Source organism: Erwinia rhapontici (assembly GCF_012271765.1).
Taxonomy (GTDB): Bacteria; Pseudomonadota; Gammaproteobacteria; order Enterobacterales; family Enterobacteriaceae; genus Erwinia; species Erwinia rhapontici.
Genome location: NZ_VRKO01000010.1, coordinates 556319 through 579618, shown reverse-complemented (window position 1 = coordinate 579618; position 23300 = coordinate 556319). Strand labels below are relative to the sequence as shown.

The following is a 23300-nucleotide window of genomic DNA, read 5'->3' as shown; positions in this document are numbered from 1 at the left end:
TGTTTGCCCCCCGGCTTCATCGCCGTCAAAGTTGTTATCGTCTGTCCCCCAATAACCTTTAGAATTTTTTTACCCTCCCCCCGATTTTTTTTTCGTTTTCACTTACTGGCCGAAATACCCCTCTTTATTACCGTTATTCGTTTTATTGCCGTTGCGCAAATAATCGTAAACTTTATGCATCAGTCGCCGATAACTTCGGTATTCATACTCCGTCCTGATTAAATAAAGGAAACATCATGGCTAGTATCTCTACTTTAGGTATCGGCTCCGGCCTTCAGTTAGCTGACATCCTTGACAGCATGCAGACAGCTGAGAAGGCGGCATTAGCGCCTATCACCAAACAGCAAAGTGCGTATTCTGCCAAGCTCAGTGCCTACAGTACCATGAGCAGTGCGATAGAGACCTTTCAGACCGCCAACACCAAACTGAACAATGCCGACCTGTTCAGCGCCTTTAAGACCGTCAGTTCGTCAACCGCCTTCAGTGCCACCGGAACTACAGGCGCGGTCGCCGGTAAATACAGCATCAGCGTCACCGCGCTGGCCAAAGCGCAGACACTGACCACGGCAACTCAGACCAGCAACACCACGGCACTGGCCACCACCGATAGCACGCTGACCATTCAGGCCGCTGCCGATGGCAGTAAGCCGATTGAAGTGAAAATTTCAGCAGCGGACTCCTCACTGACCGGCGTACGCGATGCGATCAATAAAGCCAATGCTGGTGTGACTGCCAGCGTGATTAAAACCGGTGATGGCAGCTACCGCCTGTCATTGACCGCCGATAAAACCGGTTCAGATAATGCCGTGACGCTGAGCGTCGATGGCGATAACGTTATGAAAGACCTGCTGAACTATGGCGGCGCCGGGGCCAGCAACGTCGTACAAAGCGTGACCGCACAAAATGCCGAGTTGACGGTTAACAATGTGAAGATTGTTAACAGCAGCAACACCATCAGCGATGCGCTGGAAGGCATTACGCTGAATCTGAATGATGTGACCACCGGCGAGCAGACGCTGACCATCACTAAAGATACCAGCAATGCCTCAACCGTTCTGACTGACTGGGTGACCGCCTACAATACCCTGCAGGATGCCTTCAGCAGCCTGACCAAGTACACCGCAGTGGAAACCAACGCTGATACCCAGGACACCAGCAACGGTGCACTGGTCGGTGACAGTGCGCTACGTACCATTCAGCAGCAGATGAAATCGCTGTTGACCAATACCGCCAGCACCTCAACCTTTAAAACGCTGTCACAGATTGGCATCACCACTGACCCGACCACCGGGCAACTGGAAACCGATAAAACCAAGCTCGATGCGGCGCTGGCGAAAGATCCAGCCGGTATTAAAGCGATGATCATTGGCGATGGAAAAACCACTGGTATTGCGACCAGGATGGCGACCAACATGAGCGGCTGGCTCTCCAGTAAAGGGATCATTCAGTCAGCAAAAGATGGCGTCAGTAAAACGCTGAATAGTCTGACCCAGCAATACAATGCAGCTAACACGCGGGTTAACGACACCATTGCGCGCTTAAAAACGCAGTTCACTGCGCTGGACTTAATGGTCAGCAAACTGAACAGCACCAGTGACTACCTCACTGCGCAGTTCGAAACGACCAAATCCACCAATTCTTAATGAGTCAGGAGCCATAATGTATAGCGCAAACGGTACCCAAGCCTATGCAAAAGTCGGCGTGGAAAGCGCAGTGATGAGTGCCAGCAATGACCAGCTGATCACGCTGCTGTTCGATGGGGCGATCAGCTCCCTCGTCCGCGCACGCCTCTTTTTGCTGGAGGGCAATATCGTCAAAAAAGGTGAATCGCTCTCCAAAGCCATTAACATTATTGATAATGGTCTAAAACTCGGACTGGAAGAGACCAGTGAAGATGATTTAACCCGCAATCTGGCGTCTCTGTATCGTTATATGGTGCACCGTCTGTTGCGCGCCAATATCGATAACGATGCCGACGGCATCGAAGAAGTTGAGAAGTTACTGCGCAATATCGCCGACGCCTGGAAAGAGGTTTCAGGCACAACCGCTCTGGTTTAGGACTCTGTAGACATGAACATTGCCCCACATCTGCTCGCGATTTATCAGGAAATTTTGACTCACAGTCAGTCTATGCTGCGTCTGGCTGGCGAAGGACAGTGGGATGCACTGATTGATATGGAAGTTAACTATCTTAGCGCCGTGGAAAAACTGGCGAAAGCAACCCAGAACGAGCCGGTTCCAAGCCATACCCAGGAACAGCTGCGTCCGGTACTGCGTCATATCCTCGATAATGAATCGGAACTTAAAGTCCTGTTGAAGAACCGTCAGGATGAGATCTCCGGTCTGATACAGCAGGCCGGGCGTCAGAAATCGGTCAATAATGCCTACACGAAAATGTCCGGTGTGGTGTTGTTTCCCACTGGAGCCAATGGATAAACCAGACCTTTAAATTTTTATGCTTTTACTCAGCACCTTCTGTGGGCCAGAGTGGAATAAATAATTCCCTTCTGGCCCGCACTTTTTCTCCCCGCCTCGCTCATACTTCATTTTCCCGTCTGGCGAAAATGGACCCACTACATGCGCAATCCCACACTGTTGCAGTTTTTTCACTGGTATTACCCCACAGGCGGCAAACTCTGGCCGGAAGCGGCAGAACGTGCGCAGTGGCTGGCTGAAACGGGCATCACTGACGTCTGGCTGCCCCCGGTTTATAAAGGGGAATCCGGCGGCTATTCGGTTGGCTACGACAGCTACGATCTGTTTGACCTCGGTGAATTTGACCAGAAAGGCTCGCGTGCCACTAAATACGGTGACAAAGAGCAGCTGCTGGCCGCCGTTGAAGCGTTAAAATCGCACGGCGTGGGGGTAATCCTCGACGTGGTGCTCAACCATAAAATGGGCGCCGACGAAAAAGAACAGGTGCAGGTCAACCGCGTTAATCCGGACAACCGCGATGAGATCGACCCGGAAGTGCTCACCGCAGAAGCCTGGACGCGCTTTACCTTCCCGGTGCGTGCCGGGCAGTACTCGCAGTTCGTCTGGGACTACAAATGCTTCAGCGGCGTCGACCATATCGAAAATCCCGATGAAAACGGCGTATTCAAAATCGTTAACGACTACACCGGGGAGGGCTGGAACGACCAGGTGGATGACGAGCTGGGCAATTTTGACTATCTGATGGGTGCCAATATCGATTTCCGTAACCACGCGGTGACCGAAGAGCTGAAATACTGGGCGCGCTGGGTCATGGATGAAGTGCATTGCCGCGGTTTTCGTCTGGATGCGGTGAAGCATATTCCCGCCTGGTTCTATAAAGAGTGGATTGAACACGTACAGGAAGTGGCACCCGAACCCCTGTTTATTGTGGCGGAATACTGGTCGCACGAAGTGGATAAGCTGCAACAGTACATCCACCAGGTCGATGGCAAAAGCCTGCTGTTTGACGCCCCGCTGCAAATGAACTTCCACAATGCGTCCAAACAGGGTGCGGGGTACGACCTCAGCCAGATCTTCACCGGTACTCTGGTGGCTGCCGATCCCTGGCATGCAGTCACCCTTGTGGCTAACCATGACACACAGCCGCTACAAGCGCTGGAAGCCCCGGTGGAACCCTGGTTCAAACCGCTGGCCTACGCGCTGATCCTGCTGCGTGAAAACGGCGTGCCGGTGCTGTTCTACCCGGACCTGTTCGGCGCGCGCTATCAAGATGAAGGCGGTGACGGCGAACAGTATGACATTGAGATCCCGGTCATCGCCGAGCTGGAAACCCTGGTACGTGCCCGCCAGCAGTACGCCCACGGAGAACAACGTGAGTGGTTTGATCACCCTAACTGCATTGCCTTTGCACGCAGTGGGACGGAAGAGATGCCAGGCTGCGTGGTGATCATGTCAAACGGTGAAGCCGGTGAGAAAACGCTGGATTTAGGGGAGAACTACGCCGGGAAGCGCTGGCACGATCTGCTGGGGCACATCAGTGAAGAGGTCGGGAGCGACGAACAGGGCAACGCGGTGTTTCGTTGTCCGGCGGGCAGCGTCAGCGTCTGGGTGCTGAACTAAGGAGGATCGTGGCCACGATGGCCACGACAACCTGATTACTTCTCGGTGTAGATCATCTTATTGTGTTTTTTGGGCTGCTCTGTGGCGGCGCTGGCAGGCTGTTCACCCTTCGTTTCCTGGGGTTTCGCCTGATCGGCCAGCGCCTTCTGGCACTCCACGGTGGGTTGCGACACTTTCTGCAGCGTCAGTTTATCGTAGTGCAGCTCGGTGCCTTCCAGATCCAGCGGCATCACGCGCACCTCGTTGTTTACATTCACCCACTCGCCGTCAAAATGCGTGACTTTACCCGGCTTGGCAATCACGCGCTGCCACTGGCGGCAGTCCAGCGTATCGCCCTCGGCGGTAATCATCAGGCTGGCTTTGGCCTCCTTGCTCACCAGGCCTTTCTGCGGGCCGAAGGTTTGCCAGTTGCCAACCAGCGCGGCCGGTGGCGGCGTTTTCACCGCACTGGCGTAATCGGTTAACTGCGCACAACCACTTAAGGTCACCACTGCTGCGGCGGCAACAATCCACTTTTTCATTTTTCTCATCCTGATTTTCTCAATTAGGCGATACGTTATAATTTTTCCCTGCCCTGCCGCAAGCCCGGCGCGCCCTGCCGCTGTGCTTTCTGATTTTTCATGTCTTTTCTGATACTTGCTTTGCAGCATAATTAAGCAAATCGTTAAAGTTTGCCTTATGTGCTGCCGATAGCAGTTTAATGAGGGAACCCGCCGCACAGAGAACAACCACCCTCCCGGACTATTGAATTGTCAATTCAGGGGAAACAACTGCTATGCGATTAACCATTCGCGCCCGCTTAATCGGGATCGTGGGCCTGCTGTGCATACTGCTGATTATCGCCGCAGTATGGGGAATTATCGGGCTTCGTGCTGCTGACCAGCGCGCCGCCGCCACCTACCAAACCGAATTGCTCCCGTTACAAAGTTCTTCCCGCCTTTATCGCCTGGCCCAGCTGCAATCCGCCACGCTGTTTGAAGCACTGCGTTACTGGACCGACGCCGGAGAAGTGGATAAACGTCTTGCCATTATCCAACAGTATGCCAGCCAGATTGAACAGGTTCGCGGACAGTACCAGAGCCTGGCACAGATCCCCGGAACCGAAAACCTCAGTAAACAATTTGTCACAGACCTCACTCAGTGGCAGCAAGCGTTGAAAGACGCGGGTGCGCTGCTGAAAACCGGCAATCCTTCTGCGGCGTTGGTGATCATCGAAACCCGCCTGCGCACCGGCAGCCTCGCACTGCAACAGGGCATTGACCAGCTTGATCGCCTGATGCGCGAACATGCAGAACGTAACTACCAGCAGAGTGCGCAATCTTACCAGCTGGCACGTAACAGCCTGATCGGCATTCTGACGGTTGGCCTGCTGCTGGCACTGGTGGCGGGGATAATGCTGGTGCGCTCCATCAGCCATTCGGTGGGTAAAGCCCGTCGGCTGGCTGAAGCGATCGCCAACGGCAAGCTCGATCACCATATCGAACGTTTCGCCCCTGATGAACTGGGCGAACTGATGCGTGCGCTGGCCAGTATGGACCATCGCCTCTCCGGCATCGTGCGTGAAGTGGGCGACAGCGCCGTGGCATTGAATGATGCCGCCCACCAGATGGCAGAAGGCAATCAGGATCTCTCCGGTCGCACCCATGCCCAGGCCAGCTCGCTGGAGCAAACGGCCGCCAGCATGGAACAGATGACCGCCACCGTAAAACACAACGCGGATAACGCCGCACAGGCGAACGAACTGGCGATGACGGTGCGTGAACAGGCGCTGCGCGGCAGCAAGGTACTGGAGGATGCCGTCGGTGCGATGCGGGAAATCGAAAGTTCCAGCAAGCAGATTGGCGATATTAACCGGGTGATCGATGAGATTGCTTTCCAGACCAACCTGCTGGCCCTGAATGCGGCAGTGGAAGCCGCGCGTGCGGGCGAAATGGGCCGTGGCTTTGCGGTGGTGGCGTCAGAAGTTCGTCAGCTGGCCCAGCGTTCGGCGCAGGCAGCCCAGCAGATTAAAACCCTGATCCAGGCCAGCGTCAGTAAAGTCGATACCGGCAGCTCGCTGGTGATGCGCTCTGGCGAGATGCTGCAGGAGATCAACGGTGGCGTGGCGCGAGTGGTGGCTATCGTCGGTGAAATCGCCGTGGCCAGCCGTCAGCAATCCAGCGGCATTGAGCAGGTCAACCTGGCGGTGATCCAGATGGACAGCGCCACCCAACAAAATGCCGCACTGGTCCAGCAGGCGAGTAGCGCCAGCCAGACGGTGAATCAGCATGCCGGGTTGCTGGTTGAAAAAATGGCCTTCTTCCGTTTTCGCGGTGACCGCCCCCGTTCCCCTTCGCTGTAAATCAGGAGCGACTATGCGTAGCAAACTGACCGCCGCCCTGCTGCTGATGCTGGCTGCGGGCGCTGCCCGGGCTGACACCACTCTGACCATTGCCACCATCGCCAACGGTGACATGACCATTATGCAGCAGCTTTCCGGCACCTTTGAGCAGGCGCACCCTGGCATTCACCTGCGCTGGCAGGTGATGGATGATGCAGAACTGCGTAAACAGGTGCTGGCGGCGATGAACAGCGGCCAGCCGACTTTTGATGTGATTACCGTCGGCACCTATGAAGCACCGCTGTGGGGCAAGCGCGGCTGGTTAACCCCGCTGGATGCCCTGCCCGCTGATTATCAGGTGGATGACCTGCTGAAGCCCGTGCGTAAAGCCCTCTCCTGGCAGGATAAACTCTTTGCCCTGCCGTTTTACGGCGAAAGCAGCATGACCTATTACCGTAAAGATCTGTTTGCTGCCCGTGGTCTGACGATGCCTGAAGAGGTCAACTGGAGTGATATTAAACGCCTGGCGGCGAAGCTGACGGACAAAGCGAACGGCGTTTATGGCCTGTGCCTGCGCGGCCGTCCGGGCTGGGGGGATAACGTGGCGTTTGTCACCACCATGGCCAACGGCTACGGTGCACAGTGGTTCGATCTCGACTGGAAACCCACGCTGGACAGCCCGGAGTGGCGGGAAGTGCTCAGCGACTATGTGCAGATGGTGCACGACTACGGCCCGCCGGACAGCGCTGAGAACAGTTTTGGTCAAATCCTTAAGCTGTTTGCCGAAGGCAAGTGCGCTATGTGGGTCGACAGCACCGTGGCTGCCGGTCTGCTGATTAACCCGCAGATCTCCCGTGTGGCCGACAAAATTGATTTTGCCCCGGCCCCCGGTGAACTGACGCGCAATGGCTCGAACTGGCTGTGGTCCTGGGCACTGGCCGTCCCCACCAGTGCGGCGAACAAAGCGGCCGCACAGGAATTTATCAGTTGGGCAACCTCACCCGCCTACATTCAGCAGGTGGCGCAAACGGTCGGCTGGGGGGCCGTGCCGCCAGGCAGCCGCTACTCAACCTACCAGCAGGCGAGCTATCAGCGCCTGGCACCCTATGCAAAACGGGTACAGGCCGCCATGGAAAGCGCCACGGTGGAACAGCCGACCCTCGGCCCGGTGCCGTATCAGGGCGTGCAGTACGTCAGCATTCCCGGCTTCGACCAGATGGGCAATGCCGTGGGTGAGAATATCGCCGCGCTGTTACAGGGCAAACTGACGCTGGACGAAACCCTGACGCGAAACCAGCAGGTCGTGACCGAGATTTACACAAAGACCCATCCATAAACGGGTGGCGGGCAGCGCTGCTGCCCGGCTTTCCCCGACCAATCCAGCCGTGTACACTAGCGCCAGTCAATTTTCCTGCATGAATCCGGGCATTATCGTTATGAAAACCGTTGAAGAATATTACGCCATCGCCAAAGATCTGTTTCTTGAGGCCCACCCGACGCTGAAAGCCGGTATTGAAAATCTGACGGCAGACCAGGCCGCCACGCTCGGAATGACGGTGGAGCAGCTGCAATCCATGCAGAAAGATCGCGCCTATGCCGCGTATGTACGTGAAAAGAAACTGGACGGCATGCTGTTTGCCATTCAACTGGCTGAGCCGGATAAAGCGGTGATGGTGAATGCGATTGAAGCGTATCTGCACACCCATGCCGAAGCGCTGGGGATGAGCTGGGAAGAGTTTTGTATTAAAAACGAGTTGTAATCGTATTCACGGGCCGATCGGGAAAAATGATCGGTCCATGGGCACAGGGCAAACCTCTTTATCGGCCCACCCCGTCACATAAAACAGTGGAACTACCCCGCTAATCGCGCTGCGGACGATAATGATGACAGCTCTTCTTCGCGAAACGCCTCGCGCTTCACACTGAAACCATCGTACCAACGACACTCGACCATACCGCTGGCCACTCCCGTCACAATCATTGCGGGGCCACCATCCTTATGTTGCACTTCATCACTGACAATAAAGCTCATACAAAGTACCTCCCTATCTGGTTATCACTGGTTATGAAACGTCAAATAGTTATAGCATCTGAATATAAACCGTGCTGTTAACGCCAGGTAAAGTATTTGTTAAATTCAAATAAGCAGTTAAAAACACTAAATATAAAAAAAGCGTGTAGTTTTACTACACGCTTTTTATGTGAAACTCGTCGCATTTTGCGATTAGATTTTGCAGCCTTCGCAGTCGGCTTCATCGCCTAAGTCAGCCGGTACTTCGGCTGCTTTCTTCTGGGCATTGGCTTCTGCCTGCTCAAGTTGAGCATCAATATCAAATTCAAACATATCGTCGTTCATCATTAACCCCTGGATATTTACTGATTTCAGCCCGTCTTTATACTGATGACGGGCGCATTTTGGCAATCAAATTTACCGCGCACAGCACAATCGACCCCACAATAAAGCCGATGATGAGGTTAGCAACATTGCTCAACAGCATCGCCAGCAGACCATGCAGGCCTGCGCTAACGCCTTCAATAAGATGGTGCAGTAATGGCACGCCGTGCACGATAATCCCACCGCCGACCAGGAACATCGCCAGGGTGCCCACCACCGTCAGGATTTTCATCAGCCACGGTGCGGCCACCAGCAGCACGCCGCCCACCGCTTTCGCTGCCGCCGAAGATTTCTGCTGCAGCCACAGGCCGAGATCGTCAATCTTCACGATACCCGCAACAATCCCGTACACACCAACGGTGACCGCAATCGCCACGCCAGCCAGAACGATCACCTGATTCAGCAGCGGTGCTTCAGACACGATACCCAGGGTAATCGCCACAATCTCCGCCGAGAGAATAAAGTCAGTGCGTACCGCCCCTTTTACTTTTTTCTGCTCAAACTCCGCCGGGTTCTGCTCGGCCGCTTTCAGCAAACGCGCTTCACGAGCCTGCGGCGTTTCCTGGCTTTTATCTTTATGCAGACTGTGCAGTACTTTCTCCACGCCCTCAAAGCACAGGTATGCGCCACCCACCATCAGCAGCGGGGTGATCGCCCAGGGGGCAAACGCGCTGATCAGCAGCGCCAGCGGCACCAGAATCAGTTTGTTAAGGAACGACCCTTTCGCCACGCTCCACACCACCGGCAGTTCACGGTTGGCTTTTACCCCGCTGACCTGCTGCGCATTCAGCGACAAATCGTCGCCCAATACACCGGCGGTTTTCTTTGCCGCCACTTTGCCCATCACGGCGACGTCATCCAGCAGTGTGGCAATATCGTCCAGTAAGGTCAGTAAACTACTTCCGGCCAAAATCAGATTCCTTATTCATGTCCATCATGTTGACAACAGGGGCACAGCTCCATTTCGGTCACCGCCATATCGGCAATGCCATCACAGTCCCACTCAACGCGCACTGGCTGCCCCTGCGTTTCCGCATGGTGCAGATACTTACTCACCGGGCTTTCGGTCATCCCGCTGATCTCTTCCGTGGCAATCAGGCGATCGCCCACGAAAATACGCGCCGTCGCCTGAGTATTGACCATGCGCTCGCCGCTGAGTTTATACAGACGTCTTACCGTCAGTTTGACACTGGCCATGGCTCACCCCTGGCTGGCTGTATTAAAGAGGGAACAGATCTAAGCAATTATGGGCATGGAGTGCAAATTTTGTAAAAAAATAACGCCCGCCGGGGATAATTAGTGGCAGAATCGGGTCCTTATAACATTTTCACAACCTGATATAACTTTAGGAAGAGTCTCTGACATGACGTTACGCCGTGCCCCCGCCCTGCTGCCCCTGCTGGCCGCGCTCTTTTCTCTCTACTTTATCTGGGGTTCCACCTACCTGGTGATCCGTATTGGTGTGGAAAGCTGGCCGCCGATGATGCTGGCCGGGTTGCGCTTCTTACTCGCGGGCGTGGTGCTGCTGGCATTCCTCCTGATGCGAGGGGAAAAATTGCCTTCCTGGCGTGAAGCCGGTAACGCGGCGATCATCGGTGTCCTGCTGCTGGCAATGGGTAATGGTGCAGTCACCGTTGCAGAACATCAGCATGTGCCTTCCGGGCTGGCTGCCGTGATGGTGGCGACCGTTCCCCTGTTTGCCATGTATTTCAGCCGTATGTTCGGCATTACCACGCGCTGGATTGAGTGGCTGGGCATTGGCGTCGGCCTGGTGGGGATTATTTTACTTAACAGCGGCGGCCATCTGGCAGGGAATCCGTGGGGTGCCCTGATGATTTTGGGCGGATCGCTGACCTGGGCCTTTGGCTCGGTATGGGGGTCACGTATTGCGCTACCGCACGGCATGATGGCCGGAGCTGTCGAGATGCTGGCCGCCGGGGTGGTGTTGCTGACCGCCAGCCAGTTGACGGGTGAACATCTGGTTCAGAAACCCTCACTGGCGGGCTTCTTCTCGCTGGGTTATCTCAGCCTGTTTGGTTCGGTGATTGCCATCAATGCCTATATGTTCCTGATCCGCAACGTCACACCCGCTATCGCCACCAGCTACGCCTATGTCAATCCGGTGGTTGCCGTGCTGCTGGGCATCGCTTTTGCCGGTGAAAGCCTGTCAGGACGTGAATGGCTGGCGCTGGGCATTATTGTGCTGGCGGTGGTGCTGGTCACGCTGGGTAAATACCTCTTCCCGGCAAAACCGGTGGTGAAACCCTGCTCGCCGACTGATTAAATCCTCAGCGTGTGCAGCATGACCTCTAAGGTATACCCACAAAAATGAATGGCTTCCCGTCTGGCGTCAGGTCCGGGGCCAGTTTGAGCACGCCGGAGCGGCAAAAGACGCATCCCTGCGGGCCTCGGCACGCGCAGCGGGAAAGCGAAACGCCCTTGACGTTGACCTGGCCAGCGTCGCTGACAGAGGGTTTACGGTAGTACGCGAATCCCTTGTTCATCGATCTCGCCGTTGTTTTCCGCGGCGCAAATCCACTCCTCCAGCCGCGTGCGCAATGCCTCTTCCTCCAGTCGCGTTTTCCCGCGTAGCGCACATTCCCACACCAGCAACACGCGCCAGCCGCTGGCCGTCAGCTCCTCGACATAACGTTTATCACGCGCCACATTACTGTCTATTTTGCCCTGCCAGAACGCCGTGCGTGTTGCCGGCATCTTGAACAGATGACAGTGATGACGATGCCAGAAACAGCCGTGAACAAAGATAATGGCCTGATAGTCTGCCAGAACAAAGTCGGGACGACCGGGCAACGATTTATCCTGCACCCGATAACTCAGGCCCAGTTCAACCAGCAGTTCTGCCAGCCGCTTTTCGATTGCCGTATCGCGGGTACGAATAGCGCGCATATTCTTACTGCGCACGTCGGAAGAGTGAACGTCGGCCATCTTGATATTCCTTTAACGAAGACCTTAAGTGTAGCTAAAAGCGGCCCTGCCGTGATGGCACCGGGCCACATTTCACTGGCGCTGTTGTACCGCCTGTAGGATCCAGGGGCGCAGGAGTTTGGCAACCGCCGCGAAGGCAGGCACCACCACCGAGTTACCAAACTGGCGATAGGCCTGGGTATCCGATACCGGAATATGGAACGCCTCCTGGCCGGGCTGTTCAAAGCCCATCAGTCGGGCGCACTCGCGCGGTGTCAGACGACGCGGTCGGTTCTGCTGATTGTCCGCGTTATCGAAGTCTTCCTCACCCAGCGCTTTGTCCCAGCCGCGATCGATCAGAATCTCCGAGCCATCTTTGTAATAACGCGCCGACAACGTCCGAACCACTCCCTGCTCAAGCGCCGGATCAACCAGCCCGTAGCCAAAGCCGTTACCGCGTGCCTGGTGCTTCTTCGCATAGAGGTAGAGATACTTCCATAGCGTTGGCGTCAAAATATATTTCGCATCAACGACCGGGTCGAGTAAGGCCTTGAGTGGCGTGCGCTGCGGCGGGTAGAGCGCAGATAACGCGCTCAGGCTGAAAGCGGGCAGCGCCAGATCGCGACGGAACCCTACCAGCACAATGCGTTCACGGTGCTGCGGCAGGAAATGCTTGCCGTCGATAATTTTCGGGTCCGGCGAACCGGTGACCGCCGCATCCGCCACGTCATAGCCCAGCTCATCTAGCGTCGACATAATAATGCGGAAAGTATTACCCTTATCGTGGCTTTTCAGGTTTTTGACGTTTTCGAGGACAAAGATCGCCGGTTTTTTGGCCGTAATAATGCGTGCCACATCAAAGAACAGCGTCCCCTGCGCTTCATCTTCAAAACCATGTTTACGGCCCAGGGCATTTTTCTTCGACACGCCCGCCAGTGAGAAAGGCTGACAAGGGAATCCCGCCAGCAGCACATCATGGTCCGGCACCTGCTGGCGAATATGCTGATACGCCTGCTCTTCGTCCACCTGGGGATCGCCACTCAGCGTGACATCGCGGATATCCTGATTAAAGCGGTGCTGCTGCTCATCACAGTACCAGTTGGCTTTATAGGTGCGCACCGCATGTTTGTTCCACTCACTGGTAAACACGCACTGTCCACCAATCGCTTCGAAGCCGCTACGTATGCCACCAATACCCGCAAAAAGGTCAATAAAACGAAAAGCATAATCGGGATGATGTGCCGGAGGCGCAGGCAGCATACTGTGCAGCAAACTGACTTCGGCTTCATTCAGCGTTTTGCGGCTGTTGCCCTTCACCCAGCGATTAACAGACTCCCGCGTCCACTCCTGCTGACTGACCTTTCGCAGGGTCGCCGCGACCGTTTTCTGGTCATAAATCTCCAGCACCCGCAGCAGCAGCTCACGATCCTGCTGTTCTTTATGCCGGGCATCTTCTCGTGCCTGTTCAGCCAGTTCTGCGGCCACGCGGTCAAAATCGCTCATATTTACTCAGTTAACAGGGGATAAACGGGTGTCAGTCTATCACTTAGTTGACCCAGCGCCAGGCGGAAATTGGCCGCAGCGAGGGCAATTAATGACAGCGCGTCATGCTGCCTCTACACTGATGCGGTTTTACTGTTAACAATGGAGCTATTACCGATGAACGCCCCCCAACGCGAGCTGCTTAGCCTTCCCGATGGCGCTAAAAAACTGCTGCTGCACTCCTGTTGCGCCCCCTGCTCCGGCGAAGTGATGGAAGCCTTGCAGGCATCAGGCATTGATTACACCATTTTCTTCTACAATCCAAATATTCACCCGCAGAAAGAGTATCTGCTGCGTAAAGAAGAGAATATCCGCTTTGCGGAACAGCACGGCATCCCGTTTGTCGATGCTGACTACGATACCGATAACTGGTTTGCCCGCGCGAAGGGCATGGAGTGGGAGCCAGAGCGTGGCGTGCGCTGCACCATGTGCTTTGATATGCGCTTTGAACGCACCGCACTGTATGCCTATGAAAATGACTTTCCGGTGATTTCCAGCTCTTTGGGTATTTCGCGCTGGAAGAATATGCAGCAGATTAACGACTGTGGCGATCGGGCGGCCGCGCCCTACCCCGGCATCCAGTACTGGGATTATAACTGGCGCAAAAAAGGCGGGTCGGCGCGCATGATTGAGATCAGCAAACGTGAGCGTTTCTATCAGCAGGAATATTGCGGCTGCGTATATTCGTTGCGCGACAGCAATTTGCATCGCAAAAGTCAGGGCCGGCCATTAATCAAGCTCGGCGTCCTCTATTACGGTGATGAAGAACAATAACGCTGAAAAACAGCGGGGTAATTTGCCTTATCAGCGGATAATCCCCTGTTTCCTTTTTCTATTTTATCGCGGTAACACAAGTGACATAAAAGCGGCGAATACTCCCTTTTATTTTAAGGGAAGCTTATGTCACTGCTCACGATTTTACCCTTACGCACTATGCTGCGCCGTCCACGTTTTGCCTCGTTGATGACCGGTTGGGGCTGGCTACGCAGCCTGCGGGGTGGCTTCATCCTGTTTCTGCTGGTCTTCTCGCTGCTGCAGTGTGCCAGCGTGTTGCTACTGACCCGCCTCGTTTCCAGCACGGGTGACAATATTTCCGAGATCCATACCCTGTCTGGCCGCCAGGCGCTGTTGGATAAAGCCCGTATGGAACTGCTCACCGCCAGCGACAACAGCCACCGCGCCGGGATCTACCTGATGCAGGATAACCAGACCGGCTCCGTCGACAGCTGGAAAAGCCTGGCCGAAACGGCTCAGACCTCACTGCAAAATGCGCGAAAACTGTTTGGACAGTATCCGGTGGCGCAGGACAGTCCGCTGAAGCAGAACTTCGATATGCTGGCCGACGGATTGCAGGAGCAGTTAAAAGGGCTGAATGCGAAAGATATTGATGCCTTTTTTATGGTGCCAATGCAGGCCTTTCAGCAGCAGTTTAATGACACCTACTATCAGGTGCTGACGCAGGCCAATCACCAGGCCGACGATCTCAACCTCTCTACGCTCTCATCGCTGACCACCAGCCGCAATCTTTCCCTGGGTATCTCTGCCCTGCTGGGCGGACTGCTGTTACTGAGCGGCGGGTTACTGCTGATGGGGGTGATCCAGCCGATGGAACGCGTGTCGCGCTGGCTGGCACAGATCGCAACGGGCGATATCTCGCAGCAGGCGTATCAGAGCCGTTACCAGTCAACGGAGATCAGCCAGCTGATACAGAATGTGGACGGGATGCAGCAAGGTTTACGGCATATCGTGGGCGAGATTAACGCCATCTCCGGTGCGGTGCGTGGCAGCGCAGACCGCATGGCACAACAAAATGATGAGTTTAGTGCCCACAATCAGCAGCAAAGCAGCGCGTTTGAGCACATCAGCCAGCGTCTGAACCGGGTGGCAGAGGAAGTGGGCCACAGCGTGACGTTTACCCATCATGCGACGCAGCAGGTACAGGCCGCCGATGAACTGACCCGCCGCTGCGGCACCGTGGTGACCGCTGTTGATGCGCAGATGCGCCAGATTGTTGACGCTTCCGGTGAGATTGCCGGGATTGTTACCCTGCTGGAGGGCATTTCGCTGCAAACACGGCTGGTGGCACTGAATGCCGCTATCGAATCAGCCCATGCCGGCGTTTATGGGCGCAGCTTCTCCATTGTGGCAAAAGAGATCGGCCTGCTGTCGGAGAAGAGCAGTGCCTCGACGCGATTGATTGACGGGCTGATCGGCTCAACCCATCAACACATTGATAGCGGCTTTAGCCAGGTACAGACGCTGGAGGGATTGTATCGGGAAATTACGCATGCCGTATCCGGCGTGGTGACGCTACTGAGCGAGTTGCAACACAATGCGGATGCGCAGAGTAAAAGGGTCAATGCGATAGCGCTGGAGATTACTCGCCTGAATCAGCAGGTCAAAGAGAGCGAGCAACTGACACGTCGCAGCGCAGGGACATCGGAAGCGCTGGTGGATCATGCGCAACGGCTCTCGCACAGCGTGAGTCAGTTTGTTATGTAAGGGGGTTGAAAGCGTCTCTCAGAACGAGAGACGCTGGATAAGACGGGGCTTACTTTTTCTTCTTCGACTTTTTCAGCAGTGCGCGAACTTGTTTCAGTTCTGCCTGGCTCAATTGTTCGGCCGTCTCTTCTTCTGTATGGGTACTATCTACCGCATCGGGTGCCTGAGCAGAAAAACTCTTTACCAGATGCTGGGTAACCAACTCGCTAAGCGAAATCTCACTATCCAGAGCGAGTGTTTTAATCGTTTCTTTTAAGGCGGGATCGATCTTTATTGTTAAGCTAACTTTGTCGGTCATTGCCTGATTCTCCTGAGAATTGTCCCAACAACGTAACCTGTAACGTGCGATTTAACCATACTGTCATAAAAATTTAATATTTGACGATCCCGGGCTGAATTCTTCCAGTACGGTTTGATCCAACGCGCAAAAATCCCCCTTCAATTCAGCGCACAGCTTCGCCATATAGGTCACGAGAAAGCGGGCATTAAATTCCGCCAGGCGTCGCCCTTCTGCCGTTTGCATCGTTTCAGGCAATTTCAGTAATTTTTTCTGGAAATGGTCCAGCGCCCATTCAGCATCATCCAGTGGGCGTTCGCGCCCCAGCGGATCGCGACTGTCAAACAGAGAACGCCCTAATGCGCCAGAGACATAAAACACCCGCGCCAGACCAATAGCGCCCAGTGATTCCAGACGGTCGGCGTCCTGCACGATCTTGGCTTCAAGGGTTTCTGCCGTTACGCCAGCACTGAAGCTGTGCGCGTGAACCGCGTGGGCCACGGCTTCAATTTTATCACTGGGGAAATCCGTAAAGACCTGCCGTAACGCACGCCGGGTCTCGTCAGCTGCCTGCGCGGAAGCCAGATGGCGCTCAGGGTGATTTTTAGGCAGATTGACAATGTCATGGAAGTAGCACCCGGCCAGCACCACCAGCTCGTCGGCCCCGGTGCCCACCATAATGCGCTGTGCAGACTGCCAGACGCGCGTCAGATGCGCCACATCATGGGCTTTATCATCATGTTGCCAGGTGTCGTGCAGCCACTTTTCAAAACGTAATTGCCAGTCAGTCAGCGTCATAGACTTCTCCTTAATTGTTTGAACTTTTTGAGATGTCAGTGGTGGTCACCCACTGCAACGGGTTAACCATTTCTGCTTAAAAATGAGATCCACATCAAACTTATAGCGGTTGTTACGCGCTGGTGACAGCATTTTTCCCATTTTCAGTTTTTTCTGGCTCACTTTTAACTGGCTGCTTTTTGATCTAAATGATAAACAATAGTTATGATCAGATGCGGGTAATTGTCTCTCAAACAACAATACAGGCGCGGTGTGCGCCCGTTCTGTCAGTGATCGTGAGGAACAGGCGATCGCCACGGTTAGAGGCCATCGTCGCTAAGCATTCGTCACACTAACACATTGTAATATGGTAAAATGTCAATTTGGTTACGGCATGACGACCCCGTGATGACGACGCGGGACGCACCAGACAATTGCGTCCGGCAGAAGTGCAAATTTGCCCTAAGTCATTTTTTTTAAAAGTTTTTCCTAAGTTTAGTAAAATAAACGTGCTGAATCGTTTTTTTGCGCTAAGGTTAGGAATTATCTGTATTGTGTTTCTACTTTGCTTATGAACCAGGAACTGGTCGAGAAAGTCATACTAGAGGTTAAACCATGAAAGAACGCCCGATTCTATTTAGCGATCAACGGGTGCGCGCCCTGCTTTCAGGCCAACAAAAACAGACACGGCGCATCATGAAATCCCAACTGTTCGGGCCAGGCCAGGACAACCATGAAGGTTGTTACGGCATTGATGTCCTGAGCAACAATTTGCAGGGTAACCGTGTTCTGGGCATGGAAAACCTGAGTTATCACTGCCCTTACGGGCAGCCGGGCGATCGCCTGTGGGTGCGTGAAACCTGGCGCGGCCCTGTGGTGCCCGCAGAAGAGATGACGAAATATCAGACCTCTCCTGCACAGTTTAAAAATATTGACTACTGTCAGTACCGTGCCGACTCCAGCATCTATACCTCTGACGAAGAAGAGACCAACTTTGGCTGGCAGGCCGGTATTCATATGCCGCGCTGGGCCAGCCGTATCGACCTGACCATCACGGCTATCCGGGTCGAGCGCATCCAGGATATCAGTGACGATGACGTGCTGGCTGAAGGCGTGCAGGTAGACTCTCATTTTCTCAATAACTTTTTCACCCTGCATAGCGAAGCCGTTTCCGCTAAAGATGCTTATCGCAAGCAGTGGGCCATTCAATACGGTGGCACCAGCTGGGAAGTGAACCCCTGGGTCTGGGTGATTGAATTCGCGCGTATCTGACCCTCGCAAATCGACGCGGCGCTGACTTTTTTCAGCGCCGTTTGCGTTTCGTCACAGACAATCTGCATTATAACTGATTGAATCTTCCCCTTATTCAGCGGCATTAACGCCATCATCAGGCAGGAGTGACAACAGCATGATCAAATGGCCGTGGAAAGGCGGTGATGACGCAGTGGAAAGTGGGCTGCCATGGCAACAGGCGCTGGAGATCCCGCTGCTGGCAAGCTTAACGGCTGCTGAACAACAGACGATCTGTCAGCTTGCGACCCGTTTTCTGCGCCAGAAACGTCTGGTGCCTTTACAAGGCTTCGAACTGGACGATGTGAAAAGCTGCCGACTGGCTCTGCTGTTTTGCCTGCCGGTTCTCAGCCTCGGCTACGACTGGCTGGACGGTTTTCATGAAGTGCTGATCTATCCTTCCCCGTTTATGGTCGATGATGAATGGCAGGATGAGTTCGGCCTGGTGCATCGTGAACAAATGGTGCACGCCGGGCAAAGCTGGCAGCAGGGTCCGATTGTCCTGAACTGGCTGGATGTGCAGGACTCATTCGATCTCTCCGGTTATAACCTGGTGATCCATGAGGTCGCGCACAAACTTGATGCGCGCGGCAGCGGTGAAGCTAACGGTGTACCGGCCATTCCCCTGCGCGAAGTGGTGGGCTGGGAGCGCGATCTGCGTGCGGCAATGAGTGCAATACAGGATGAAATTGACCAGGTGGGTGAAAACGCCACCAGCATTGATGCCTACGCCGCCAGCGAACCCGCGGAATGCTTCGCGGTATTGTCAGAGTATTTTTTCAGTGCGCCTGAGCTGCTGATCGCCCGTTTTCCGGCGCTTTATCAACGGTTCCGCCAGTTTTATCGCCAGGATCCCCATCAGCGCCTGGAGCAGCAGCAGTTACACCATAATGCGGGTGGAATTGTTCACTAATCGGGCGGGTTGATTCAAACGCAGCCAGTTGAAAGCTAAAATGTTTTTTGCTGTTGACAGTCTGAGGGCGTATCGCTACTATTCGCCTCGTTCCACAATTCCTCTGTAGTTCAGTCGGTAGAACGGCGGACTGTTAATCCGTATGTCACTGGTTCGAGTCCAGTCAGAGGAGCCAAATTGAGAAAAGCCCGCTTAAGGAAACTTAAGCGGGCTTTTTGCTTTTCGTGTTTTTTGAGGGACAGGATACCCGGTAGAAAACGTGCCCGGGCATCAAAAACCTATCAGAGGGTGTTACTCATTGCCCCATTGATTCAGAAACGTCGCGATATCATCAATACGCAACGCGTGGATACCAGCTTCAGTGGCCATCTCTTTCTGCTGTTCTTCGCTGATTTCTTCGTTATTGGTTAAATGCGTCATCAGCAACTCGAAATAACGCGCCAGAGGGCTGCGCTCTGATTCGGTTACCGGCTGTGCGGCTTCCGTCGCATACTCATCTACGAAGTCATAATACTTAAGGGGGATGTCATTGCTCATCAGTCGTTTCCTGAAGGTAGTGCCAGTTTTTTCAGCGGGTGCAGGTTAATCAGGCTTAGCATCTGATATCGGCCTGATATATCCCGCTTGTCAACCAGTGGATAATGCGGGGGATTATACCTGTAATTTGGCAGGCTGTACCCTGTTTAACCGAACAGTTTCCCCAGCCGTTCTTTTGCCTCAGCGGGAGGCAGTAACTGAATATGCAGCCCCTGAGCATCCAGCGTAAAAAAGCCTTTGCACAGATCCGGCATCGCATCATATTGCGCATTGAGCTGTTCTGATGCCTGTATAAAACAGGCATAGCCATAGTGCGCCACTAAATAAGGCAGCCCAAATTGAGATCGTAACATCTCATATTCCTGGTAAGGATAGCGTGTATGCGCGGGGAGCTTTTTGATGATATCGGAAAGTTTAGTCATCAGCGGAATCACCTCTTCTTCAGAGGCATAGTGCGTATAACCGCGCAGGGCGACTAATCGCATATCGACATGACGTTCTTTTTTGAATGCCGCCAGGAAAAAATCTTTCAGGTCCCTGTCCGGACAAGTTAAGACCAATGCATACAATATCTGATTACGGCTGAAAACATCTTTTGATGTGAGGTAGTGCGCCTCAAAAAAAGCCACATCGTCATCCGTGAAGGTCTCAAAACGCATCTGTATCATGGCCTCACGATACACAGGGTTATCCTTGTACCCTCTTTTGCCCACTACACCCCTGACTGTGTCGATATTCGTCATACTTTATCCAAATATACCCCTTGAGCGATAATTCTAGCACGATGTGAAATTTGACAGGGCAGATCTGCCGTTCTGCCCTCTCCTCTCTGCCCGGCGCCGATAACATGATCCTGTGTTATCGCCGGTTATCCCTGCGCGAAAACATACTCGCCATGCCCCACCGACCAGCGCTTGCCGTGTAACGCAGGCTCCCCGGCCGTCAACACCAGTTCCACCAGTCGGTTGTCCGCACCGGGGCGGAAAATAAACTGCTGGTCACCCAGATCCAGCCCTTCCTGCGTGGCATCCGCTAATGGGGCAAAGCCAAACAGCGCCTGCCAGTGAGCGCGCACCGCCTGCGGGTCCTGCACGTCAAACACCGCACGCGTCAGCGCCACCTCTCCGGCAGGATGCGGGCTGTCCAGCCCCTGTGCCCGTAACCGCGCCAGGCGGGCATCATCATCTTCCCCCCATTGCAGAACAAAGGGATAAGGCAAACCGTTAACGTCGCCATCAATGGTAAAAATACGCCAGCTGATCACGTTGCCCTGCGGATCGTTGCGCTGGCCGTCCGCAATCGCCGACACCTGTAAGCCTTTGCGGTGCAGGTCCTCGTGCGTCTGCACAATATCGTCGCTGCGCAGGGCCACCCGATACAGTGCCTGGTTTTCCGGCAGTAACTGCGACGCATCGCGCGACAGCAGGAACCTCTGTGCGGCAGTCTCCAGCTCTGCCTGGTCAGCAATCGCGAGAAACTCGATATAGGTCAGGCCGAAGTAACTCAGCGCATTCCGGGTGCCCCACCCCGGATGGCGCCCGCCCGGTATGGCGTTCAGCTGCTGTGCGGCGAAAATCTGAATCGCCTCTTCGGGATGATTGACAAACTGAACCGCATGATCCCACTTTAGTGTTGCCATCCTGCCTCCTGAATCTGTTGGTAAAGATGGATGGCATCATTATCTTTTGGCCGAATAATGCCTCTTTTGCCTCTATCGCAGCGCGATAGAGGGTTCTGGTGGCAACTATATTGCTGCGACACGTGCAAAAACAAACAATAAAATAATCTATCCAAAGTCGTAAAAATCGCTTCCCTCATGAATGTTAAAACCAATAATTACTTGTTGTTACTGACGTTATTTTTCGCTGCAAAGCCAGCAGGCATAAAAAAAGCCCGCTCTGGTTTTCCTGAGCGAGCTTTTTTGTTCTTGAGTCGTCGTCAGCGATTAATGCGACGCAACGGGGTCCACTTTGAACACATCCACCATCACCATCAGATCGCGCGCCTGTTCCTGCATCGATGCGGCGGCAGCGGCAGACTGCTCCACTAAGGCGGCATTTTGCTGGGTTGCATCATCAATGTGATTCATTGTGTTGTTGATCTGCGCCAGACCATCGCTCTGCTCATGGCTTGATCCCGCAATATCACTCATCAGGCTCGCCATACTGGTAATGTTCTGCACCATATCCTGCATCGCTACATCGGCTTTCCCCACCAGCTCACGACCTTCGTCAATCTGGCCAACAGAACGATCAATCAGCTCACGGATCTCCTTCGCGGCGGTGGCACTGCGCCCTGCCAGCGTGCGCACTTCGCCCGCCACCACCGCAAAACCGCGTCCGGATTCTCCGGCACGGGCTGCTTCGACGGCGGCATTCAGCGCCAGAATGTTGGTCTGAAAAGCGATGCTGTCGATCACCTGAATAATATCGGCCATCCGGGAAGACGAATCATGGATGCCCTGCATACGGTGAGTGACGGAGCGCATCAGCTCCCCGTTATGCCTGACAATCCCGCCCGCTTTGGTCGCCAGCTGATGTGCCTGCCCGGTATGCCCGGCCGTCTGGCTGAGCGTGCTGGTCAACTGGCTGAGCGTGGCTGCCGTTTGCTCAACGCTGGCCGACTGCTCTTCGGTTCGCGCCGACAGGTTGCTGTTGCCGGAGGAGATTTCATCCGCAGCATTGACGATTTCACTGGTGCGCACCTGGATGCGGTGAACAATCTGGTTAAGCTGCGCCTTCATGCCCGCCATGCTCTGCAATAACTGGCCGATTTCATCCTGACGATCGCTATTCAGCGTGCCTGTCAGGTCACCATGAGTAATACGGTTGGCCTCCTGTAGGGCTTCATTCAGCGGTGGAACGATCTGCCGGTGAATACTGACGGCAACGATCACGCCCACCAGCATCGCGACAATACCGAGAACACCCAGCAGCCAGCGATTCCAGGCCAGCAGCTCAGCGGAGTGCGACTCTTCAGCCCCGTAGATTTTATTGATGTCTTCCAGCAGGCCCGAGATCCGCACCTGGGTGGACTTATCATTGCGGGCCGCGGTGCTTTGCAGATCGGTACGGAGGGCGTCGATATCTTGCTGTATGGTGTCGGCTAAGGGCGCGTACTGGGCTGGCCAGTCGCCTTCGCGGATCAGTGAGTGGATTTTGTCGAGTTCGGTGCTGACCGCAGCCAGCTTCGTCATCGCGACGGCAGGGTTCTCCTGCAAGCCATCCTTGACGGCACCGGCATTATCATACAGTGCGCCGACCACCGATAAACGTGCCGATGAATCTTCCGCAGTGCTGAAACCACTAAAGCCGCAGTAACAAATGGCGGCGACAAAAAAAAGTAATACACCGAAACCTGCCGTCAGTTTTCGGCCAACCTTCATGTTCCTGAGCAGTTGCAGCATCAACATCCTCCGTGAGACAGCATGAGTGGGATTTTTATTTAAGATGACCTGATCAGTTACGGCATGTTGGCGCCGATCTTTATAGTGTTTCTATTTTTCAGGCAGTTAAATATAAAAGAAGAGAGGCATTCACCCGGAGTGGCTGACCATCTGTTCCGGTCAGCCAGCAAAGCTGACCTGATCCCTGGAACACTCCATCAGCACGGCTCGTTCGGAAAATATGATCGCCCCCTGAGGGATCCCCACAAAAATTAATGGCTTCCCGTCCGGATTCAGGTCCGGGGCCAGTTTGAGCACGCCGGAGCGGCAAAATCCGCATCCCTGCGGGCCTCGTCACGCGACGTCCTGTCGCGTGACGTC

General features: G+C 54.5%; 25 protein-coding genes and 1 tRNA gene. 13 read left to right on the top strand and 13 right to left on the bottom strand.

All coding sequences use genetic code 11. The features are described 5' to 3' along the window. Positions 1-236: 236 nt before the first annotated feature. The 4 genes from fliD (at position 237) to amyA (ending at position 4056) form a co-directional block, all read left to right on the top strand. Positions 237-1643, top strand: a complete 1407-nt coding sequence (gene fliD, locus FVB43_RS07940; RefSeq protein WP_167863746.1) for a flagellar filament capping protein FliD — start codon at positions 237-239, stop codon at positions 1641-1643. Positions 1644-1659: 16 nt separating this feature from the next. After that, entirely contained in the window at positions 1660-2058 is a 399-nt protein-coding gene (gene fliS, locus FVB43_RS07935) for a flagellar export chaperone FliS (RefSeq protein WP_167863745.1), read from the top strand. A gap of 12 nt (positions 2059-2070) precedes the next feature. Beyond that, positions 2071-2436, top strand: a complete 366-nt coding sequence (gene fliT, locus FVB43_RS07930; RefSeq protein WP_167863744.1) for a flagella biosynthesis regulatory protein FliT — start codon at positions 2071-2073, stop codon at positions 2434-2436. A gap of 141 nt (positions 2437-2577) precedes the next feature. Then, positions 2578-4056, top strand: a complete 1479-nt coding sequence (gene amyA, locus FVB43_RS07925; protein WP_167863743.1) for an alpha-amylase — start codon at positions 2578-2580, stop codon at positions 4054-4056. 35 nt (positions 4057-4091) lie between these two features. Here amyA and yedD read toward each other — a convergent pair whose 3' ends face one another. Further along, positions 4092-4577 (bottom strand): lipoprotein YedD, encoded by a 486-nt coding sequence (yedD, locus tag FVB43_RS07920; protein ID WP_167863742.1) that lies wholly within the window; start codon positions 4575-4577, stop codon positions 4092-4094. 254 nt (positions 4578-4831) lie between these two features. On the opposite strand from yedD, the gene FVB43_RS07915 reads away from it, so the two are divergent. From FVB43_RS07915 to FVB43_RS07905, 3 genes are all read left to right on the top strand, one after another. Continuing rightward, complete coding sequence (locus tag FVB43_RS07915; protein WP_133841713.1) at positions 4832-6397, top strand: methyl-accepting chemotaxis protein; 1566 nt, start codon at positions 4832-4834, stop codon at positions 6395-6397. 13 nt (positions 6398-6410) lie between these two features. Next, positions 6411-7712 (top strand): ABC transporter substrate-binding protein, encoded by a 1302-nt coding sequence (locus FVB43_RS07910; protein ID WP_238337012.1) that lies wholly within the window; start codon positions 6411-6413, stop codon positions 7710-7712. A 100-nt stretch (positions 7713-7812) separates the two neighbouring features. Further along, the gene (locus FVB43_RS07905; protein WP_133841712.1) at positions 7813-8136 is read left to right on the top strand and encodes a DUF6388 family protein; all 324 of its coding nucleotides are present in this window, start codon (positions 7813-7815) and stop codon (positions 8134-8136) included. Positions 8137-8228: 92 nt separating this feature from the next. Here the strand turns inward: FVB43_RS07905 and FVB43_RS07900 are convergent, their stop codons facing one another. The 4 genes from FVB43_RS07900 to FVB43_RS07890 all read right to left on the bottom strand — a co-directional run bounded on the left by FVB43_RS07900 (position 8229) and on the right by FVB43_RS07890 (position 9968). Beyond that, positions 8229-8408: a YodC family protein gene (locus FVB43_RS07900; protein WP_133841711.1), complete on the bottom strand. Its 180-nt coding sequence runs from the start codon at positions 8406-8408 to the stop codon at positions 8229-8231. A 192-nt stretch (positions 8409-8600) separates the two neighbouring features. Beyond that, entirely contained in the window at positions 8601-8735 is a 135-nt protein-coding gene (locus FVB43_RS24730; protein ID WP_259151748.1) for a hypothetical protein, read from the bottom strand. 34 nt (positions 8736-8769) lie between these two features. Beyond that, positions 8770-9681 carry a DUF808 family protein gene (locus FVB43_RS07895; protein WP_133841710.1) on the bottom strand — a complete coding sequence of 304 codons (912 nt, stop codon included), beginning with the start codon at positions 9679-9681 and terminating at the stop codon, positions 8770-8772. Between the two features lie 11 nt (positions 9682-9692). Next, a complete protein-coding gene (locus FVB43_RS07890) occupies positions 9693-9968 on the bottom strand; it encodes a hypothetical protein (RefSeq protein ID WP_133841709.1) in 276 nt (91 codons plus the stop codon). A 166-nt stretch (positions 9969-10134) separates the two neighbouring features. On the opposite strand from FVB43_RS07890, the gene yedA reads away from it, so the two are divergent. Then, complete coding sequence (gene yedA / locus FVB43_RS07885) at positions 10135-11055, top strand: drug/metabolite exporter YedA (RefSeq protein ID WP_167863741.1); 921 nt, start codon at positions 10135-10137, stop codon at positions 11053-11055. A 191-nt stretch (positions 11056-11246) separates the two neighbouring features. On the opposite strand, the gene FVB43_RS07880 is transcribed toward yedA, so the two are convergent. After that, positions 11247-11717, bottom strand: a complete 471-nt coding sequence (locus FVB43_RS07880) for a very short patch repair endonuclease (protein ID WP_159336456.1) — start codon at positions 11715-11717, stop codon at positions 11247-11249. 72 nt (positions 11718-11789) lie between these two features. Then, complete coding sequence (locus tag FVB43_RS07875) at positions 11790-13199, bottom strand: DNA cytosine methyltransferase (RefSeq protein ID WP_159336455.1); 1410 nt, start codon at positions 13197-13199, stop codon at positions 11790-11792. A gap of 156 nt (positions 13200-13355) precedes the next feature. Here FVB43_RS07875 and FVB43_RS07870 point away from each other — a divergent pair, with 156 nt between their 5' ends. Both FVB43_RS07870 and FVB43_RS07865 read left to right on the top strand, forming a co-directional pair. Beyond that, a complete protein-coding gene (locus tag FVB43_RS07870; RefSeq protein ID WP_133841705.1) occupies positions 13356-14012 on the top strand; it encodes an epoxyqueuosine reductase QueH in 657 nt (218 codons plus the stop codon). A 126-nt stretch (positions 14013-14138) separates the two neighbouring features. Further along, positions 14139-15740, top strand: a complete 1602-nt coding sequence (locus FVB43_RS07865) for a methyl-accepting chemotaxis protein (protein ID WP_159336453.1) — start codon at positions 14139-14141, stop codon at positions 15738-15740. A 49-nt stretch (positions 15741-15789) separates the two neighbouring features. On the opposite strand, the gene FVB43_RS07860 is transcribed toward FVB43_RS07865, so the two are convergent. Beyond that, positions 15790-16038, bottom strand: a complete 249-nt coding sequence (locus tag FVB43_RS07860) for a hypothetical protein (RefSeq protein ID WP_133841703.1) — start codon at positions 16036-16038, stop codon at positions 15790-15792. A 63-nt stretch (positions 16039-16101) separates the two neighbouring features. Then, a complete protein-coding gene (locus FVB43_RS07855) occupies positions 16102-16815 on the bottom strand; it encodes a phosphohydrolase (protein ID WP_167863740.1) in 714 nt (237 codons plus the stop codon). A gap of 594 nt (positions 16816-17409) precedes the next feature. On the opposite strand from FVB43_RS07855, the gene FVB43_RS07850 reads away from it, so the two are divergent. The 3 genes from FVB43_RS07850 to FVB43_RS07840 all read left to right on the top strand — a co-directional run bounded on the left by FVB43_RS07850 (position 17410) and on the right by FVB43_RS07840 (position 19172). Then, a complete protein-coding gene (locus FVB43_RS07850) occupies positions 17410-18066 on the top strand; it encodes a hypothetical protein (RefSeq protein ID WP_133841701.1) in 657 nt (218 codons plus the stop codon). A 136-nt stretch (positions 18067-18202) separates the two neighbouring features. After that, positions 18203-18997 carry a DgsA anti-repressor MtfA gene (gene mtfA / locus FVB43_RS07845; protein ID WP_133841700.1) on the top strand — a complete coding sequence of 265 codons (795 nt, stop codon included), beginning with the start codon at positions 18203-18205 and terminating at the stop codon, positions 18995-18997. Positions 18998-19096: 99 nt separating this feature from the next. Beyond that, a tRNA-Asn gene (locus tag FVB43_RS07840) sits at positions 19097-19172 on the top strand. A gap of 116 nt (positions 19173-19288) precedes the next feature. Here the strand turns inward: FVB43_RS07840 and FVB43_RS07835 are convergent. The 4 genes from FVB43_RS07835 to FVB43_RS07820 form a co-directional block, all read right to left on the bottom strand. Beyond that, entirely contained in the window at positions 19289-19534 is a 246-nt protein-coding gene (locus tag FVB43_RS07835) for a YmjA family protein (RefSeq protein ID WP_133841689.1), read from the bottom strand. A gap of 146 nt (positions 19535-19680) precedes the next feature. After that, on the bottom strand, positions 19681-20277 hold the full coding sequence (locus FVB43_RS07830; protein WP_133841688.1) for a hypothetical protein: 597 nt from the start codon (positions 20275-20277) through the stop codon (positions 19681-19683). A gap of 125 nt (positions 20278-20402) precedes the next feature. Then, a complete protein-coding gene (locus FVB43_RS07825; RefSeq protein ID WP_167863739.1) occupies positions 20403-21173 on the bottom strand; it encodes a VOC family protein in 771 nt (256 codons plus the stop codon). A gap of 306 nt (positions 21174-21479) precedes the next feature. Next, the gene (locus tag FVB43_RS07820) at positions 21480-22940 is read right to left on the bottom strand and encodes a methyl-accepting chemotaxis protein (RefSeq protein WP_167863738.1); all 1461 of its coding nucleotides are present in this window, start codon (positions 22938-22940) and stop codon (positions 21480-21482) included. Positions 22941-23300 lie beyond the last annotated feature (360 nt).

Excerpts from the sequence above, each read along its gene's own strand:
- fliD (WP_167863746.1), top strand. The coding sequence starts at position 237 with ATGGCTAGTATCTCTACTTTAGGTATCGGCTCCGGCCTTCAGTTAGCT.
- fliS (WP_167863745.1), top strand. The coding sequence starts at position 1,660 with ATGTATAGCGCAAACGGTACCCAAGCCTATGCAAAAGTCGGCGTGGAA.
- fliT (WP_167863744.1), top strand. The coding sequence starts at position 2,071 with ATGAACATTGCCCCACATCTGCTCGCGATTTATCAGGAAATTTTGACT.
- amyA (WP_167863743.1), top strand. The coding sequence starts at position 2,578 with ATGCGCAATCCCACACTGTTGCAGTTTTTTCACTGGTATTACCCCACA.
- yedD (WP_167863742.1), bottom strand. The coding sequence starts at position 4,577 with ATGAAAAAGTGGATTGTTGCCGCCGCAGCAGTGGTGACCTTAAGTGGT.
- FVB43_RS07915 (WP_133841713.1), top strand. The coding sequence starts at position 4,832 with ATGCGATTAACCATTCGCGCCCGCTTAATCGGGATCGTGGGCCTGCTG.
- FVB43_RS07910 (WP_238337012.1), top strand. The coding sequence starts at position 6,411 with ATGCGTAGCAAACTGACCGCCGCCCTGCTGCTGATGCTGGCTGCGGGC.
- FVB43_RS07905 (WP_133841712.1), top strand. The coding sequence starts at position 7,813 with ATGAAAACCGTTGAAGAATATTACGCCATCGCCAAAGATCTGTTTCTT.
- FVB43_RS07900 (WP_133841711.1), bottom strand. The coding sequence starts at position 8,408 with ATGAGCTTTATTGTCAGTGATGAAGTGCAACATAAGGATGGTGGCCCC.
- FVB43_RS24730 (WP_259151748.1), bottom strand. The coding sequence starts at position 8,735 with ATGATGAACGACGATATGTTTGAATTTGATATTGATGCTCAACTTGAG.
- FVB43_RS07890 (WP_133841709.1), bottom strand. The coding sequence starts at position 9,968 with ATGGCCAGTGTCAAACTGACGGTAAGACGTCTGTATAAACTCAGCGGC.
- yedA (WP_167863741.1), top strand. The coding sequence starts at position 10,135 with ATGACGTTACGCCGTGCCCCCGCCCTGCTGCCCCTGCTGGCCGCGCTC.
- FVB43_RS07880 (WP_159336456.1), bottom strand. The coding sequence starts at position 11,717 with ATGGCCGACGTTCACTCTTCCGACGTGCGCAGTAAGAATATGCGCGCT.
- FVB43_RS07875 (WP_159336455.1), bottom strand. The coding sequence starts at position 13,199 with ATGAGCGATTTTGACCGCGTGGCCGCAGAACTGGCTGAACAGGCACGA.
- FVB43_RS07870 (WP_133841705.1), top strand. The coding sequence starts at position 13,356 with ATGAACGCCCCCCAACGCGAGCTGCTTAGCCTTCCCGATGGCGCTAAA.
- FVB43_RS07865 (WP_159336453.1), top strand. The coding sequence starts at position 14,139 with ATGTCACTGCTCACGATTTTACCCTTACGCACTATGCTGCGCCGTCCA.
- FVB43_RS07860 (WP_133841703.1), bottom strand. The coding sequence starts at position 16,038 with ATGACCGACAAAGTTAGCTTAACAATAAAGATCGATCCCGCCTTAAAA.
- FVB43_RS07855 (WP_167863740.1), bottom strand. The coding sequence starts at position 16,815 with ATGACGCTGACTGACTGGCAATTACGTTTTGAAAAGTGGCTGCACGAC.
- FVB43_RS07850 (WP_133841701.1), top strand. The coding sequence starts at position 17,410 with ATGAAAGAACGCCCGATTCTATTTAGCGATCAACGGGTGCGCGCCCTG.
- mtfA (WP_133841700.1), top strand. The coding sequence starts at position 18,203 with ATGATCAAATGGCCGTGGAAAGGCGGTGATGACGCAGTGGAAAGTGGG.
- FVB43_RS07835 (WP_133841689.1), bottom strand. The coding sequence starts at position 19,534 with ATGAGCAATGACATCCCCCTTAAGTATTATGACTTCGTAGATGAGTAT.
- FVB43_RS07830 (WP_133841688.1), bottom strand. The coding sequence starts at position 20,277 with ATGACGAATATCGACACAGTCAGGGGTGTAGTGGGCAAAAGAGGGTAC.
- FVB43_RS07825 (WP_167863739.1), bottom strand. The coding sequence starts at position 21,173 with ATGGCAACACTAAAGTGGGATCATGCGGTTCAGTTTGTCAATCATCCC.
- FVB43_RS07820 (WP_167863738.1), bottom strand. The coding sequence starts at position 22,940 with ATGCTGCAACTGCTCAGGAACATGAAGGTTGGCCGAAAACTGACGGCA.